14 protein-coding genes and 1 pseudogene are annotated in these 15834 nt (G+C 68.8%); 7 read left to right on the top strand and 8 right to left on the bottom strand.

Going from position 1 to position 15834, the window contains the following annotated elements:
- Positions 1–22: 22 nt before the first annotated feature.
- Complete coding sequence (locus tag K883_RS26975; protein ID WP_225336734.1) at positions 23–277, bottom strand: hypothetical protein; 255 nt, start codon at positions 275–277, stop codon at positions 23–25.
- 107 nt (positions 278–384) lie between these two features.
- Here K883_RS26975 and K883_RS18835 point away from each other — a divergent pair.
- Positions 385–2253: pseudogene (locus K883_RS18835) on the top strand (DEDD exonuclease domain-containing protein); the annotation flags it as partial.
- Here the strand turns inward: K883_RS18835 and trpD are convergent.
- On the bottom strand, positions 2191–3273 hold the full coding sequence (trpD, locus tag K883_RS28315) for an anthranilate phosphoribosyltransferase (RefSeq protein ID WP_051012193.1): 1083 nt from the start codon (positions 3271–3273) through the stop codon (positions 2191–2193). The pseudogene K883_RS18835 and the gene trpD sit on opposite strands and share 63 nt — an antisense overlap.
- A gap of 139 nt (positions 3274–3412) precedes the next feature.
- On the opposite strand from trpD, the gene K883_RS18830 reads away from it, so the two are divergent.
- From K883_RS18830 to K883_RS18815, 4 genes are read left to right on the top strand one after another with little or no spacing between them, the layout of a single operon-like run.
- On the top strand, positions 3413–4024 hold the full coding sequence (locus K883_RS18830) for an aa3-type cytochrome oxidase subunit III (protein ID WP_008256075.1): 612 nt from the start codon (positions 3413–3415) through the stop codon (positions 4022–4024).
- 29 nt (positions 4025–4053) lie between these two features.
- Positions 4054–4917: a cytochrome bc1 complex diheme cytochrome c subunit gene (locus K883_RS18825; protein ID WP_026071573.1), complete on the top strand. Its 864-nt coding sequence runs from the start codon at positions 4054–4056 to the stop codon at positions 4915–4917.
- The gene (locus K883_RS18820) at positions 4914–6140 is read left to right on the top strand and encodes a cytochrome bc1 complex Rieske iron-sulfur subunit (RefSeq protein ID WP_008256067.1); all 1227 of its coding nucleotides are present in this window, start codon (positions 4914–4916) and stop codon (positions 6138–6140) included. The genes K883_RS18825 and K883_RS18820 overlap by 4 nt, the downstream gene beginning before the upstream one ends.
- Positions 6137–7828 (top strand): cytochrome bc1 complex cytochrome b subunit, encoded by a 1692-nt coding sequence (locus K883_RS18815; RefSeq protein WP_020822313.1) that lies wholly within the window; start codon positions 6137–6139, stop codon positions 7826–7828. The genes K883_RS18820 and K883_RS18815 overlap by 4 nt, the downstream gene beginning before the upstream one ends.
- Before the next feature lie 169 nt (positions 7829–7997).
- Here K883_RS18815 and K883_RS18810 read toward each other — a convergent pair whose 3' ends face one another.
- The 4 genes from K883_RS18810 to K883_RS18795 form a co-directional block, all read right to left on the bottom strand.
- A complete protein-coding gene (locus tag K883_RS18810) occupies positions 7998–8642 on the bottom strand; it encodes a DUF2561 family protein (RefSeq protein ID WP_020822312.1) in 645 nt (214 codons plus the stop codon).
- Complete coding sequence (locus K883_RS18805) at positions 8642–9574, bottom strand: MmpS family transport accessory protein (protein WP_020822311.1); 933 nt, start codon at positions 9572–9574, stop codon at positions 8642–8644. The genes K883_RS18810 and K883_RS18805 overlap by 1 nt, the downstream gene beginning before the upstream one ends.
- Positions 9575–9762: 188 nt before the next feature.
- Positions 9763–10182 (bottom strand): cytochrome c oxidase subunit 4, encoded by a 420-nt coding sequence (locus K883_RS18800; RefSeq protein WP_008256055.1) that lies wholly within the window; start codon positions 10180–10182, stop codon positions 9763–9765.
- A gap of 13 nt (positions 10183–10195) precedes the next feature.
- Positions 10196–11290, bottom strand: coding sequence for an aa3-type cytochrome oxidase subunit II (locus K883_RS18795; RefSeq protein ID WP_026071572.1), 1095 nt, complete (start codon positions 11288–11290; stop codon positions 10196–10198).
- A 145-nt stretch (positions 11291–11435) separates the two neighbouring features.
- On the opposite strand from K883_RS18795, the gene asnB reads away from it, so the two are divergent.
- A complete protein-coding gene (gene asnB, locus K883_RS18790; protein ID WP_020822309.1) occupies positions 11436–13394 on the top strand; it encodes an asparagine synthase (glutamine-hydrolyzing) in 1959 nt (652 codons plus the stop codon).
- Positions 13395–13541: 147 nt separating this feature from the next.
- Here the strand turns inward: asnB and K883_RS18785 are convergent, their stop codons facing one another.
- Positions 13542–14516 (bottom strand): carbohydrate kinase family protein, encoded by a 975-nt coding sequence (locus K883_RS18785; protein ID WP_020822308.1) that lies wholly within the window; start codon positions 14514–14516, stop codon positions 13542–13544.
- A gap of 183 nt (positions 14517–14699) precedes the next feature.
- Here K883_RS18785 and K883_RS18780 point away from each other — a divergent pair, with 183 nt between their 5' ends.
- Positions 14700–15386, top strand: coding sequence for an Rv0361 family membrane protein (locus tag K883_RS18780; RefSeq protein ID WP_036455197.1), 687 nt, complete (start codon positions 14700–14702; stop codon positions 15384–15386).
- Between the two features lie 79 nt (positions 15387–15465).
- Here K883_RS18780 and K883_RS18775 read toward each other — a convergent pair whose 3' ends face one another.
- Positions 15466–15822, bottom strand: a complete 357-nt coding sequence (locus K883_RS18775) for a HesB/IscA family protein (RefSeq protein WP_008256050.1) — start codon at positions 15820–15822, stop codon at positions 15466–15468.
- Positions 15823–15834 lie beyond the last annotated feature (12 nt).

The following is a 15834-nucleotide window of genomic DNA, read 5'->3' as shown; positions in this document are numbered from 1 at the left end:
GGGCCGTTGGCGGACAAGGCATTTACGCTACACCAGATCCGCGGTCCCGACGAATCGGCACCAGACGAAGTCGCGGAGTCAGGCCGACCTCGGCGAGAACCTCCAATGCCGCTTGTTCGTCCTGCAATAAAGTATCCGGGACCCCGAGTATCACGCTGACCACGCAGTCGCGGCATCCGGGTCCGCGCACCGCGCAGTCGTCACAGTCGATCACCACCGGCGCGCCCGGCTCGGGCGGCGGCATGGCGACGTCGGTGGGTCGAGTTCTTGGTGCCATCGGGATCGGTCCTCTCGGTCTGGCTCCGACGAACATCACGCCGGTCTGCCCGAACGGTAACCGCGGGCACCGACATCTCCCCGGGGCCGCGGCGTGGGACGCCGCGGATGTCAGCCGTCGTGCTTAACGTCACCCCCGTGACTGCACGTGGGGCGACTCAGTTGAGCTTCGCCGACGTGGGGTCACCCTTCACGCCCGAGGAACTCTCGTTGCGCGACACCACCTTCGTCGTGGTGGACCTCGAGACCACCGGCGGACGCACCAAATCCGCCGCGGGAACCGAGCCGGACGCCATCACCGAAATCGGGGCGGTCAAGGTGCGCGGCGGCGTGGTGCTCGGCGAATTCGCCACCCTGATCGATCCGCAGCGCAGCATCCCGCCCCAGGTCGTGCGGCTGACCGGCATCACCACGGCCATGGTGTCCGACGCGCCGACCATCGACGCCGTGCTGCCGATGTTTTTGGAGTTCGCCCGCTTGGACCAGGGGGCGGTGCTGGTCGCGCACAACGCCGGTTTCGACATCGGCTTCCTGCGGGCCGCCGCGCAGCGGTGCGACATCGCCTGGCCGCGGCCGCAGGTGCTGTGCACGGTCCGGCTGGCCCGCCGGGTGCTCAGCCGCGAGGAGGCGCCCAGCGTGCGGCTGGCGTCGCTGGCGAGGCTGTTCGCCGTCACCACCCAGCCCACCCACCGCGCCCTCGACGACGCGCGCGCCACCGTCGACGTGCTGCACGCCCTCATCGAACGCGTGGGCAACCAGGGCGTGCACACCTACGCCGACCTGCGCGCCTATCTGCCCGACGTGACACCGGCCCAGCGCCGCAAACGCGTGCTCGCCGACGGGCTCCCGCACCGGCCGGGTGTCTATTTGTTCCGCGGGCCGTCGGACGAGGTGCTCTACATCGGCACCGCCGTCGACCTGCGGCGGCGGGTCTTGCAGTACTTCACCGGCGCCGATCCGCGCGGCCGCATGAAGGAGATGGTCACGCTGGCCTGCGCGGTCGACCATGTCGAGTGCGCCCACGCGCTGGAGGCCGGTGTGCGCGAGCTGCGGCTGCTGGCCGCGCACGCCCCGCCGTACAACCGGCGATCCCGGTTCCCGCAGCGCTGGTGGTGGGTGGCGCTGACCGACGAGGCCTTCCCCCGCCTGGCGGTGGTGCGCGCCCCGCGCCACGACCGCGCCGTCGGCCCGTTCCGGGCGCGCGCCGACGCCGCCGACACCGCCGCCCTGCTGTCCCGCTTCACCGGGCTGCGCACCTGCACAAACCGGTTGGGGCGCACGGCATTACACGGGCCGCTGTGCGCCGAGGCGGAGGTCTCACCGTGCCCGGCCGCCCGCGACGTCACCGCCACCCAATACGCCGCGGCCGTCGCGCGCATGGCGGCGTTGGTCGACGGCGCGGACAACGCCGCCCTGACGGCCGCCGTGGCCCAGGTCGCCGCCCTCGCCGAGCGGCGTCACTTCGAGAGCGCGGCGCGGCTGCGCGACCGCACCGCCGCCGCGGTCGAAACGCTGTGGCGCGGTCAGCGGCTGCGCGCCCTGGTCGCCCTGCCCGAGCTGGTCGCCGCCGCGCCCGACGGCCAGGGCGGCTATCACCTCGCCGTCATCCGCCACGGCCAACTCGCCGCCGCGGGCAACGCCCGACGGGGGGTGCCGCCGATGCCGGTCGTCGACGCGATTACCGCTGGGGCACAAGCGATTCTGCCCGCGCCCGCCCCGCTGGGTGGGGCGCTGGTCGAGGAGACCGCGCTGATCGCGCGCTGGCTGGACGCTCCCCGCGTGCGCATCGTTCGGGTCGAGGCAACCGGGGACGGCGCGGGCTGGGCGTCCCCGCTGCGATCGGCCGGCGGGTGGGCGGCGTGGGCGGAGGCGGCGCGCTCGGCGCGGCTGGCCGCCGAGCAAGCCCTGCGCGATTCAGACCTGCTGGCCGAACCGCACCCAACGGGCGAGCAGCTGTTCGGCCGCGCCGGAGTCGATGGCCTTGCCGGCGCGGGCCAACCCGTCCTCCCACGCCGGCAACCATTCGGCGCGACTGGATAACCCGGCGTGGGCCACGATCGCGCCGGCGGCGTTGAGGACGACGGCGTCGCGCACCGGGCCCTTGGCTCCGGCCAGCACCGCACGCACCTCCGCGGCGTTGGCCTGCGCGTCGCCGCCCAACAGGTCGTCGAGGTCGGCGCGGGGAAAGCCGAACCCGGCCGGATCGAACGTCAGCCGGTCCACGGTGCCGGCCTGCACCCGCCAGATCGTGCTGGTGGTCGTGGTCGTCAACTCGTCGAGCCCGTCGTCGCCGTGCACCACCAGCACGCTGGAGCGGCGGGCGGCGAACACCCCGGCCATCACCTCGGCCAGGTCGGCGAACGCGCAGCCGATCAATCCGGCCCGGGGCCGGGCCGGATTGGTAAGCGGCCCAAGGAGATTGAACACCGTCGGCACGCCGAGCTCGCGGCGCACCGCGGACGTGTGCCGGTACGACGGGTGGAACAACGGCGCGAAGCAGAACCCGATGCCGACCTCGGCGAGGCTGCGCGCCACCTCGTCGGGCCCGAGGTCGATACGGATGCCGAGCGCCTCGAGCGTGTCGGCGCCACCGGACAACGACGAGGCCGCCCGGTTGCCGTGTTTGACCACCGGCACACCCGCGGCCGCCGTCACGATCGCCGCCATCGTGGACAGGTTCACGGTGTTGACGCCGTCGCCGCCGGTTCCGACGATGTCGACGGTGTCCTCGGGCATCCCGGAATCGGGCATCGGCAGCGCATGGCCGAGCATGACCTCGGCCAGCTCGATCACCTCGGCCGACGTGGGCACCTTCACCTGCATCGCCACCGCGAAGGCCGCGATCTGGGCGGCGCTCGCCGCGCCGGTCATGATCTGGTCCATGGCCCAGGCGGCCTGGCCGCGGGTCAGGTCCTGACCGCCCGTCAGCCGGCCCAGCACCCGCGGCCACGACGTCGCGGACCCGCCGGACGGCGAAACCTCAGATGACAAAGCCACGCGCCGATGGTCCCACGAGCGCCACAGCGGCCCCAACCGTCGGCCGCGGGCGGCCCGACCACACACGCGCGCGACGCGCGAGGCATCAAATTGCGCCCCGGGTGGAGATCAACAACTACAAAGCGTCATACTTGCGGATGTGACCAGCGCTGTCGGGACCTCAGGTACTGCAATCACGTCGCGCGTTCATTCGCTGAATCGACCCAACATGGTCAGTGTCGGCACCATCGTCTGGCTCTCCAGCGAGTTGATGTTCTTTGCCGGCCTATTCGCGATGTACTTCACCGCGCGTGCCCAGTCCGGCGGAAAATGGCCGCCGCCGCCGACCGAGCTCAACCTGTACCAGGCCGTCCCCGTGACGTTGGTGCTGATCGCGTCGTCGTTCACCTGCCAGATGGGCGTGTTCGCGGCCGAGCGCGGTGACGTGTTCGGGCTGCGCCGCTGGTACGTCATCACCTTCCTGATGGGCCTGTTCTTCGTTTGCGGGCAGGGGTATGAGTACTTCCACCTGGCGACCCACGGGACCACCATTCCCGGCAGCGCCTACGGCAGCGTGTTCTATCTGGCCACCGGGTTCCACGGCCTGCACGTGACCGGCGGCCTGGTCGCCTTCATCTTCTTGCTGGCCCGCACCGCGATGAGCAAGTTCACGCCGGCGCAGGCTACGGCCAGCATCGTCGTCTCGTACTACTGGCATTTCGTCGACATCGTGTGGATCGCGCTGTTCACCGTGATCTATTTCATCCGATGAGCAGGCGCTGGACGAACAGGAGTGCTCGGTTGAAGAAACTGGGGTCTACCCGATCCGGTTCGCGGCTTCCTCAGTCGCACCAGGGGCAGCGTGACCGTTCGCGGCGGCGGTTGCGCCGCCGCTTGTCGGGCGGCCTGCTGCTGCTGATCGCGCTGACCATCGCCGGTGGTGTGGCCGCCGTCCTGACCCCCCGCCCGCAGGTGGCCGTCGCCGACGAGTCGAACTCGGCGCTGCTGCGGACCGGCAAGCAGCTGTTCGACACGTCGTGCGTGTCCTGCCACGGCGCCAACCTGCAGGGCGTGCCCGATCGCGGGCCGAGCTTGATCGGCGTTGGCGAGGAAGCCGTCTACTTCCAGGTGTCCACCGGCCGGATGCCGGCGATGACCGGCGAGGCGCAGGCGCCCCGCAAGGAACCGATCTTCGACGAGGGCCAGATCGACGCCCTGGGCGCCTACGTGCAGGCCAACGGCGGCGGCCCGACGACCGTGCGCAACCCCGACGGCAGCCTGGCGATGCACTCGCTGCGCGGCGAGGACCTCGGCCGCGGCGGTGACCTGTTCCGGCTCAACTGCTCGTCCTGCCACAACTTCACCGGCAAGGGCGGGGCGCTGTCGTCCGGCAAGTACGCGCCGGACCTGGAGCCCGCCAACGAGCAGCAGATCCTGGCGGCCATGCGGACCGGTCCGCAGAACATGCCGAAGTTCTCCGACCGCCAGCTGTCCTTCGAGGCCAAGAAGGACATCATCGGCTACATCAAGGCGGTGACCGAAGAGCGCCAGCCGGGCGGCTACGGCCTCGGCGGATTCGGACCCGCGCCCGAGGGGATGGCCGCCTGGATCATCGGGATGGTCGCCGCGATCGGGCTGGCACTGTGGATTGGGGCACGGGCATGAGCGACTCAGCTGACCACGGAAACGTTCGCGGCTCGGACACCGGCGGAAACCCGCACGGCACCGGCGAGCGGGAGCCCGACGACGCCGCGCTGGCCGCGATGTCGCAGCAGGAGCTGGTGGCGCTGGGCGGCAAGCTCGACGGCGTCGAGACCGTGTTCAAGGAAAACCGTTGGCCGGTCGAGGGCACCAAGGCCGAGAAGCGCGCCGAGCGTGGCGTTGCCCTGTGGCTTTTGCTGGGCGGCGGCGGTTTCGGGCTGGCGCTGCTGCTGATCTTTTTGTTCTGGCCGTGGGAGTACAAGCCCAAGGAGGCCGCGGACAGCTGGCTCTACTCGCTGACCACCCCGCTGTACGGCCTGACCTTCGGGATGTCGATCCTGTCGATCGGGATCGGCACCATCCTGTACCAGAAACGCTTTATCCCCGAAGAGATTTCGATTCAGGACCGGCACGACGGCGCCTCCCGCGACGTCGACCGCAAGACCGTCGTGGCGAACCTGGCCGACGCCTACAGCGGCTCCACCATCGGGCGGCGCAAGCTCGTCGGGCTGTCGCTGGGCGTGGGGCTGGGCGCGTTCGGCCTGTCCACCTTGGTGGCGTTTGCCGGCGGCCTGATCAAGAACCCGTGGAAGCCGGTGGTGCAGACCGCCAACGGCAAGAAGGCGGTGCTGTTCACCTCCGACTGGACCCCGCGCTATCACGGCGAGACCATCTACCTGGCGCGCGCCACCGGCAGCTTCGCCGGGTCGCCGTTCGTCAAGATGCGGCCCGAGGACATCGATGCCGGCGGCATGGAAACCGTCTTCCCGTGGCGGGAGTCCGACGGTGACGGCACCACCCCGGAGTCGCAGGAGAAGCTGCGCGCGATCAACCAGGGCGTGCGTAATCCCGTGATGCTCATCCGGATTCGCCCCACCGACATGCACCGTGTGGTCAAGCGGCAGGGCCAGGAGAGCTTCAACTTCGGCGAGCTGTTCGCCTACACGAAGGTCTGCTCGCACCTGGGCTGCCCCGCGTCGCTCTACGAGGAGCAGTCCTACCGAATCTTGTGCCCTTGCCACCAGTCGCAGTTCGACGCGCTGCACTTCGCCAAGCCGATCTTCGGGCCGGCGGCGCGTGCGTTGGCGCAACTGCCGATCACCATCGACACCAACGGGTATCTGGTCGCCAACGGTGACTTCATCGAGCCCGTCGGACCGGCATTCTGGGAGAGGACGACATCATGAGTCCCAAACTGAGTCCCCCGAAGATCGGCGACGTCCTGGCCCGCCAGGGCGAGGACATCGATACGCGCTATCACCCCTCGGCTGCCGTACGCAGACAGCTCAACAAGGTGTTCCCCACCCACTGGTCGTTCCTGCTGGGCGAGATCGCGATGTACAGCTTCATCGTGTTGCTGCTCACCGGGGTGTACCTGACGCTGTTCTTCGACCCGTCCATGGGCGAGGTCACCTACAACGGCGCCTACCAGCCGCTGCGCGGGGTGGACATGTCGAAGGCGTTCGCGTCGACCCTCGACATCTCCTTCGAGGTGCGCGGCGGCCTGTTCGTTCGTCAGGTCCACCACTGGGCCGCGCTGATCTTCTCGGCGTCGATCATGGTGCACCTGGCCCGCATCTTCTTCACCGGCGCGTTCCGTCGGCCGCGCGAGGCCAACTGGGTCATCGGTTCGCTGCTGCTGATCCTGGCCATGTTCGAGGGCTACTTCGGCTACTCGCTGCCCGACGACCTGTTGTCGGGCATCGGGTTGCGCGCGGCACTGTCCTCGATCACGTTGGGCATGCCGGTGATCGGCACCTGGCTGCACTGGGCCCTGTTCGGCGGTGACTTCCCCTGCGGCGGCGTCGGACACGAATGCGCCACAGCGGGTTACATCATCCCCCGCATGTATGCCCTGCACATCCTGCTGCTGCCCGGCATCATCCTGGCGCTGATCGGGCTGCACCTGGCCATGGTGTGGTTCCAGAAGCACACCCAGTTCCCCGGACCGGGCCGCACCGAGCACAACGTGGTCGGCGTGCGGGTGATGCCGGTGTTCGCCGTGAAGTCCGGCGCGTTCTTCGCCGCGATCGTCGGCGTGCTGGGTCTGCTCGGCGGTCTGCTGCAGATCAACCCGATCTGGAACCTGGGGCCCTACAAGCCATCTCACGTCTCGGCGGGCTCGCAGCCGGACTTCTACATGATGTGGACCGAAGGTCTGGCCCGTATCTGGCCGCCATGGGAGTTCTACTTCTGGCACCACACCATCCCGGCGGTGGTCTGGGTGGCGCTGATCATGGGCGGGGTCTTCGTCCTGCTGATCATCTACCCGTTCCTGGAGAAGCGGTTCAGCGGTGACTACGCGCACCACAACCTGCTGCAGCGCCCGCGCGACGTGCCGGTGCGCACGTCGATCGGCGCGATGGCGATCGCGTTCTACATGGTGCTCACGCTGAGCGCGATGAACGACATCATCGCGTTCAAGTTCGACATCTCGCTGAACGCGACGACGTGGATCGGCCGCATCGGCATGGTGATCGTCCCGCCGATCGTCTACTTCGTCACCTACCGGTGGTGCATCGGGCTGCAGCGCAGCGACCGCGCGGTGCTCGAGCACGGCATCGAGACCGGCATCATCAAGCGGCTGCCGCACGGTGCCTACATCGAGCTGCACCAGCCGCTGGGCCCGGTCGACGACCACGGCCACCCGCTGCCGCTCGAGTACCAGGGCGCGGCGCTGCCCAAGAAGATGAACAAGCTGGGCTCGGCCGGGACGCCGGGCAGCGGCAGCTTCATGTTCGCCGATCCGGCGTCCGAGGACGCGGCGTTGCGGGAGGCGGCGCACCGCTCCGAGCAGCGTGCCCTGACCGCGCTGCGCGAACACCAGGACAGCCTCAACGGTTCGTCCAACGGCTCGACCAACGGCGAGCACTGACCCGCTCAGCCCGGCTCCCCAGTGGCCCCTGGCCGACGCGGGAGCCGGGCAATCGAGCACCCCGCAATCACCCACAAGCGCGCGAGACATAAAGCATTGCGACGACGCACGGCGTGTCGTCGCAATGCTTTATGTGTCGATGGTTTACGTGTCGACGGCGGTATCGCGGCTAGCGCTCGTCGACCACGCGGCGCAGCTGGCGGATATGCAGCCACTCAACCGCCGGCATCGCCGCAGTGATGGCACCGGCGAATACATACGCCGTCCAGGACGCGCCATCGTGGCCGACGGCCATCAGGTAGGTCGCCGTCGCGACCGCGATCAGCGCCGCACCCATGGTGCCGGTCAGTATGACCGTGCCGCGCAACCAGACTCGGTCCACCGTCTCCCCTGACCACTCGGCATCCGTCTTCGCCGGCGCCGCCTGCACCGTGGCCTGCCGGGCCCGCTCGGCCGCCGTGCGCGGCGCCTGAGACATCAGGCGCACCGGCGGCCGGTTCGGCGCGGTCATCGCCCGGGCGGCCGGCTCGGACTGAGACATCCGCCGGGCGCGCAACAGTATTGGGATCGCGCCCGCGATGATCAGCGCGGAAACGATGATGACCGCGTACAACACCCAGGTGGTGTGCGGGCTGCTGGCCGATTTGTGAAAGCCCCGGCCCAGATCGGTGAGCGCGACGGCCGCGGCCACGCTGACGCCCAACAGCACCAGGTAGATGGCGGCGCACGCGCCGAGCAAAATGCGGTCGATCACCTCGGGCGACACGGTGTCGTCGCCGATCCCGCGCCGGGATGCCGAATATCTGCTGACCATCAGCAGCTCGTCTGCGGCGAGTCGTTGCTGTTCGACGACAGCACGGTTCCGTCGCTCGTCGTGATCGAGCAATTGAGCCTGCTGACCCGGAACAGGCTGGAGGCCTCCACCGAGCCCACGTCGGATTGGGAGATCGGGGTGACGGTCATCGACCAGGGGATGTACACGTTGTGCTGGGTGCGCCGCCGCCCGGACGCGTCGACGTAGGTCACCGAAATGATGTCGCCCGGGGCCTTGGTGCCGGTCACCGAGTAGGTGACCTGCCGCGGCCCGGCCGGCGTCGTGGGCGGCGGTGGCGCCGCCGCGGTGGAGGTCGCCGGCGGTGCCGGAGCGGGTGCGGGCGGGGGCGGCGGTGCCGGAGAGGGCGTCACCGTCACAGTCTGTGTCTCCGTTGCTGTCGGGGGCGGCGGCGGTTCGGTCGTGGGTGGCGGCGGAGGCGGCGGCGGTGGTTTGGTGGTCGTGATCTCGTCCTGCATCGGCGGCGTGGACGGTGCAGTGGTGGTGTTGGGGTTGGCCAGCTTGGTGGTGTCGGTCCGGGCGAACAGCAACGACACCGATACGACGAGCGCGATCGCGGCCACGATGGCCGCGATCCCCACCACCCACGGCCAGCGCGCGGTGCTGCGTTCGTCCTCGTCGGCGGACTCGTCGTAGTCCTCGTAGTCGTAGAGCCGCAGATCGGCGGGTAGGTAGGGGCCGCTGGTGAAGTGCTCGGACTCCGGGGCCGAGTAGGCACGCGAGTATGCGTCCGTCTGGTCAGCGGCGGCCAGTTCGGCGCTGTCGTCGAAGGGTTCCGCCGCGCCCTCGACGTCGTGGTCGCCGCCGGGCTCCCCGTCGTCAGCGGGGTCGTCACCGGCGTCCGCGCGGTGGCTGATCGGGTCGACAGGATCGGATTCGTCAGGTTCCCATCCCGGGGGTTTCGACCCGCTCATCTCTGCCCTTTGCCTACCCTGTTCGACTGCATCACCTGCGCGTAAAACTCCGCAATCACCTCGTTGCCGGGCGCGCTGGGAACTTCTCATTGCCTGCGCGAAACACTACCGAACCCAAAACGGGCAGAGCCGCCGTGGCGATCGGCGCAAGCGATCACGTGATCGGATTGTGACCTTTATGCCGCGAATCAGTGCTTCTCAGGACCCAGGTAGTACTCGAAGACCAGTCCGGCCACCGACGACAGGACGAACATGACCCCGGCGAAGATCAGCCACGGCAGCCACAGCCCGATGCCCACCGCCACCACCGAGCCCGACAGCGCGATCAGGATCGGCCACCAGCTGTGCGGGCTGAAGAAGCCCAATTCCCCTGCTCCGTCGCTGATCTCGGCGCCTTCGTAGTCCTCGGGCCGGGTGTCGAGCCGGCGCGCCACGAACCGGAAGAAGGTGGCAACGATCAGCGCCAGCCCACCCGTCAGCGCGAGCGCGGTGGTGCCCGCCCACTCCTCCCCGCCGGTGGCGAACAGCGCGGTCAAAACCCCGTAGAGCAGCGCAACCACAAAGAAGAACCCGGCGATGAACTCGAACAGCCTGGCTTCGATATGCATTTGGTGTCCTAACCTACTGGCTTAACTGGCCGCGGCGGGTGTCGAACGGGTGCGTGGTCACCGCGGCGGGCGGTTGTCCGATCGCCTGCAGCGCCGCGGCATTGCTCTTGCCATCCATCCGCTGCTGCAGGTAGGCCTTGAAGTCGTTGGGCGACACCACGCGAACCTCGAAATTCATCATCGAGTGATAGGTGCCACAGAACTCGGCGCAGTGGCCGACGAACGCCCCGGGCGTGTTGATCTCTTCGACCTGGAAGACGTGCACGGAGTTGTTCGCGTCGGCGTTCGGGATGACGTCGCGCTTGAACAAGAACTCGGGAACCCAGAACGTGTGGACGACGTCGGCGGACGCCAGATCGAATTCGATGCGCTTGCCGGTCGGCAGCACCAGCACCGGAATCTCGTCGCTGGTTCCCAGCGTCTCGACCTTGTCGTAGTTCAGGTAGGTGCGGTCCGAGGTGTTGAGGCCGCGGACGGGCCCGACCAGCTCTTCGCCGTGCTCGTCCTTGCCTTCCGGCTTGGACACCATCGCCTTCTTGCGCGCCGCGTCCGCACCGTCGTAGGTGAGCGTGCCGTCCTTGAAATCGACGCGCTGATAGCCGAACTTCCAGTTCCACTGGAATGCCGTGACGTCGATCACCACTTCGGGATCCTTGGCGATGTGCAGCATCTTCTCCTGCACCACGACGGTGAAGTAGAACAGCACCGAGATGATGAGGAACGGCGTCACGGTGAGCGCCAGCTCCAGGGGCATGTTGTAGCCGAACTGGCGGGGCAGCTCGGTGTCGGTCGCCTTTTTGCGGTGGAACGCCGAGGACCAGAAGATCAGGCCGTAGACGATGACGCCGACGACCAGCGAGGCGATCACCGCGCCGATCCACAGCTCCCGGTTGAGCTGCGCCTGCGGCGTGATCCCCCTCGGCCAGCCCAGGGCCAGCGCGTCGGCCCAGCTGCTGCACCCGCTCAGGAACATCGCCAGCACACCCAGCGTCACGGCCAGCGCCAGCGGCCGGAGACGGCGGGAAAGACCGGTGGCGGAGCCCCCAGGACGGCGCTGAAACCTACCCTGCGACAAAGATTGCGAACGGTCCTGCTCGCGAGGGGTCACGTTGGCGCCTCCTGCTCGGATATCGAATACTACGCAGCGTAGACCACGCGCCTGAGGCGGGCGACGAAACCCCGGCCCGCCGGTCTCGCGCCGTGCCGGGTGCGACGTCCACGAGCGGTCGCCAAGTGCGGCATACTGGGGCGCCGTGTGTGGTCTGCTGGCGTTCGTTGCCGCCCCCGAGGACGGGGACAAGGAGGCGGCCGCCGCCCGCGCCGACGACGCGATCGCGCGCGCCTCGCATTCGATGCGCCACCGCGGGCCCGACGAGCCCGGCACCTGGGTCGACCCGGACACCGACGGTTCGGTGGTGTTCGGCTTCAACCGGCTGTCCATCATCGACATCGCGCATTCGCACCAGCCGCTGCGCTGGGGGCCGCCGGAGGCACCCGACCGCTACGTGCTGGTGTTCAACGGCGAGATCTACAACTACCTCGAGCTGCGCGACGAACTGGCCACCTCCCATGGGGCCGTCTTCGCCACCGACGGTGACGGCGAGGCCGTCGTCGCCGGCTACCACTACTGGGGCACCGATGTCCTGACCCGGTTGCGCGGCATGTTCGCCTTCGCGCTGTGGGACACCGCTACCCGCGAATTGTTCTGCGCCCGAGACCCTTTCGGCATCAAACCGCTGTTCATGGCGACCGGCGCCGGCGGCACCGCGGTGGCCAGCGAGAAAAAGTGTCTGCTGGATTTGGCCGAGCTGATCGGGTTCGACACGCGCATCGACGAGCGGGCGGTGCAGCACTACACCGTCCTGCAGTACGTGCCCGAGCCCGAGACGTTGCACCGCGGGGTGCGCCGGCTGGAATCGGGCTGCTACGCCCGGATCCGCCCCGACCGGCTGCAACCCGAGGTCACCCGGTACTTCGTGCCCCGGTTCGCCGCCACCCCGATCGCCCGCGGCAGCGAGCAGGCCCGGTACGACGAGATCACCGCGGTGCTCGAGGACTCGGTGGCCAAGCACATGCGCGCCGACGTGACGGTCGGGTCCTTCCTTTCCGGCGGGATCGACTCCACCGCCATCGCGGCGCTGGCCATCCGGCACAACCCGCGGCTGATCACGTTCACCACCGGCTTCGAGCGGGAGGGATTCTCCGAGATCGACGTCGCGGTGGCCTCGGCCGAGGCGATCGGCGCGCGCCACATCGCCAAGGTGGTCACGCCGGACGAGTTCGTCGCCGCCCTGCCCGAAATCGTCTGGTACCTCGACGAGCCGGTCGCCGACCCGGCGCTGGTGCCGCTGTTCTTCGTCGCCCGCGAGGCCCGTAAGCACGTCAAGGTGGTGCTGTCCGGCGAGGGCGCCGACGAGTTGTTCGGCGGCTACACGATCTACCGGGAGCCGTTGTCGCTGAAGCCCTTCGACTATCTGCCGCGTCCGCTGCGGCGGTCGATGGGCAAGGTGTCGCGCCCGCTGCCCGAGGGGATGCGGGGCAAGAGCCTGCTGCACCGCGGCTCGCTGACGCTCGAGGAGCGTTACTACGGCAACGCCCGCAGCTTCTCCGACGCGCAGCTGCGCGACGCGCTACCCGGCTTCCGCCCGGAGTGGACCCACACCGATGTGACCGCGCCGCTGTACGCCGAGTCGGCGGGCTGGGACCCGGTGGCCCGCATGCAGCACATCGACCTGTTCACCTGGCTGCGCGGCGACATCCTGGTCAAGGCCGACAAGATGACGATGGCCAACTCGCTGGAGCTTCGGGTGCCGTTCCTGGATCCCGAGGTGTTCGCCGTGGCGTCCCGGTTGCCCGTCGACGCCAAGATCACCCGCACGACCACCAAGTACGCGTTGCGCCGCGCGCTCGAGCCGATCGTCCCCGCGCATGTGCTGCACCGGCCCAAGCTCGGGTTCCCGGTGCCGATCCGGCACTGGTTGCGCACCGGCGAGCTGCTGGAGTGGGCCTACGAGCTGGTGGCGTCGTCGCAGGCGGACCACCTGGTGGACCGGGCGGCCGTGCGCCGGATGCTCGACGAGCACCGCGGCGGCGCCGGCGATCACAGCCGCCGGCTGTGGACGCTGCTGATCTTCATGCTCTGGCACGCGATCTTCGTCGAGCGCAGCGTGGTGCCCCAGATCAGCGAGCCGATCTATCCGGTGCAGCTCTAGGCCCGTCCAGCCCCGGCTTCCGGTGTGAATCCTGGGCTTTCGGTGTGAACCGTGGGCGCGATTTGTCGGCGTGTCGGCGCCGTCAGCGCACACTCGACGCCGTGGGTTCACACTCCAGCGCGGAATGCCCGCGGCCGCCCGTGACGTCTAGCCCAGCACCGCGGCGATCTCGGTGGCCGCATCGTCGCCGTAGGCGTCGGCCAGCCGGGTCTTGGCGACCTCGCGGTCCCACGCCCATTCCTGGGTTCCGGTCGACTCCAGCACCAGCACGGCCACCAGCGAGCCCAGCTGTGCCGAACGCTCGAGGTTCAGCCCGGCGCTGCGCCCGGTGAGGAAACCGGCCCGGAACGCATCGCCGACACCGGTGGGGTCGGTCTGGCTGGTCTCGGGGACCACGCCGACGTGGGTGGTGGTGCCGTCGCGCTCGACGATGTCGACGCCCTTGGCGCCGAGCGTCGTCACCCGCAGGCCCACCTTCTGCTGCACGTCGGCCTCGGACCAGCCGGTCTTGGAGAGCAGCAGCTCCCACTCGTAGTCGTTGGTGAACAGGTAGGCCGCGCCGTCGACCAGCTTGTCGATCTCCTCCCCGGACAGGCGGGGCAGCTGCTGGGACGGGTCGGCGGCGAACGGCAGGCCGAGCTTGCGGCACTCCTCGGTGTGCACCACCATCGCGTCGGGGTCGTTGGCCCCGATGATCACCAGGTCGGGTTTGCCGACCGACGACGCGACGTCGGCAAGCTTGATGTTGCGGGCCTCGGACATGGCGCCGGGATAGAACGACGCGATCTGGGCCATGTCCTCGTCGGTGGTGCACACGAAGCGCGCGGTGTGCGCGGTCTTCGAGATCAGCACGTGGTCGCAGTTGACGCCGTGGCTCTGCAGCCAGTCGCGGTACTCGCCGAAATCGTCACCGGCCGCGCCGACCAGCGCGACGTCGCCGCCCAGCACACCGATGGCGAAGGCGATGTTGCCCGCCACGCCGCCGCGGTGAATCACCAAGTCGTCGACCAGGAAGCTCAGGGACACCTTCTGCAGGTGCTCGGCCAGCAGGTGCTCGGAAAACCGGCCGGGGAACCGCATCAGATTGTCGGTCGCAATCGAACCTGTCACCGCGATCGTCACGAAATCTCCATCCTTCGTTAGTAAGGTTATCTAGCTTACTCAGGCGCTTCCGACTGTCGTCGCGTGCATGGTCGCCGCAAGGTCTGCGCTAGCCTCCCTAGGGAACTCACTCAAGTCGCCGGGATCACAATGCGTGCGCCGCAACCCGCTTGCAGTCCCGTCTACCACCGTAGGAGAACCACGATGGCAGGCCCGCACTCGCCGAACCACGCTGGCGGCGGCAACGGACCGAGCGGACACGAGCCCCCACGCGAATCCGAGCCACTCGAGTTCCCCGATGACCCCCCCGCCGGCGGCCCGGGCTTCACCCCAGCTCCGCAGGCAGGACCCCCTTCGGGCAATTATGCCGGGCCGCCCCCAGGACCGGCGCCGTATCCGCCGCCACGCTCCAAGCGGCGGCTGATCGTCGGCGTGGCGTTGGCCATCGCGCTCGTCGCGGTGATGACGGTGGCCATCGTCTACGGGGTACGCACCAACGGGGCCAACACCGGCACCACGTTTTCCGAGGGCGCGGCGAAGACGGCGATACAGGGATACCTGGATGCGCTCGAGCACCGCGACATCAACGAGATCGCCCGGAACGCGCTGTGCGGCCTCTACGACGCCGTCCAGGACAAGCGATCCGACCAGGCGCTGGCCAAGCTCAGCAGCGACGCATTCCGCAAGCAGTTCTCCGACGTGGAGATCACCTCGATCGACAAGATCGTGTACCTGTCGCAGTACCAGGCTCAGGCGTTGTTCACGATGCGGGTGTCGCCGGTGAGCGGGGGGCCCATGCGCGGGCAGGTGCAGGGCATCGCGCAGCTGCTCTTCCAGCGCGGCCAGATCATGGTGTGCTCATACGTGCTGCGCACCGGTGGCTCGTACTAGAGCTTTTCTTGCAGCGAGACCGCAACCGCCGACGGCCCTACTCGGGGAACGCGTCGGTAGTCGCAGTCTCGCGGTGAAATCAGTTGAACGAGTCGCCGCAGGCGCACGACCCGCCGGCGTTGGGGTTGTCGATGGTGAACCCCTGCTTTTCGATGGTGTCCACGAAGTCGATGGACGCGCCCTCGACGTAGGGCGCGCTCATCCGGTCCACCGTCAGGGTCACACCCCCGAACTCCGCGATCAGGTCGCCATCCAGCGACCGGTCGTCGAAGAAGAGGTTGTAGCGCAGCCCAGCGCACCCGCCCGGCTGGACCGCGATGCGCAGCGCCAGGTCGTCGCGACCCTCCTGGTCCAGCAGCGACTTGGCCTTGGTGGCGGCGGCCTCAGTCAGGATCACGCCGTGGGTCTTGGCGTTCGACTCGTTTTGCACCGTCATTGCTTCTCCTAC

It is taken from the genome of Mycobacterium sp. TKK-01-0059 (genome assembly GCF_000709305.1).
GTDB classification, from domain to species: domain Bacteria; phylum Actinomycetota; class Actinomycetes; order Mycobacteriales; family Mycobacteriaceae; genus Mycobacterium; species Mycobacterium intracellulare.
This window is presented reverse-complemented; position numbering and strand designations above follow the sequence as displayed.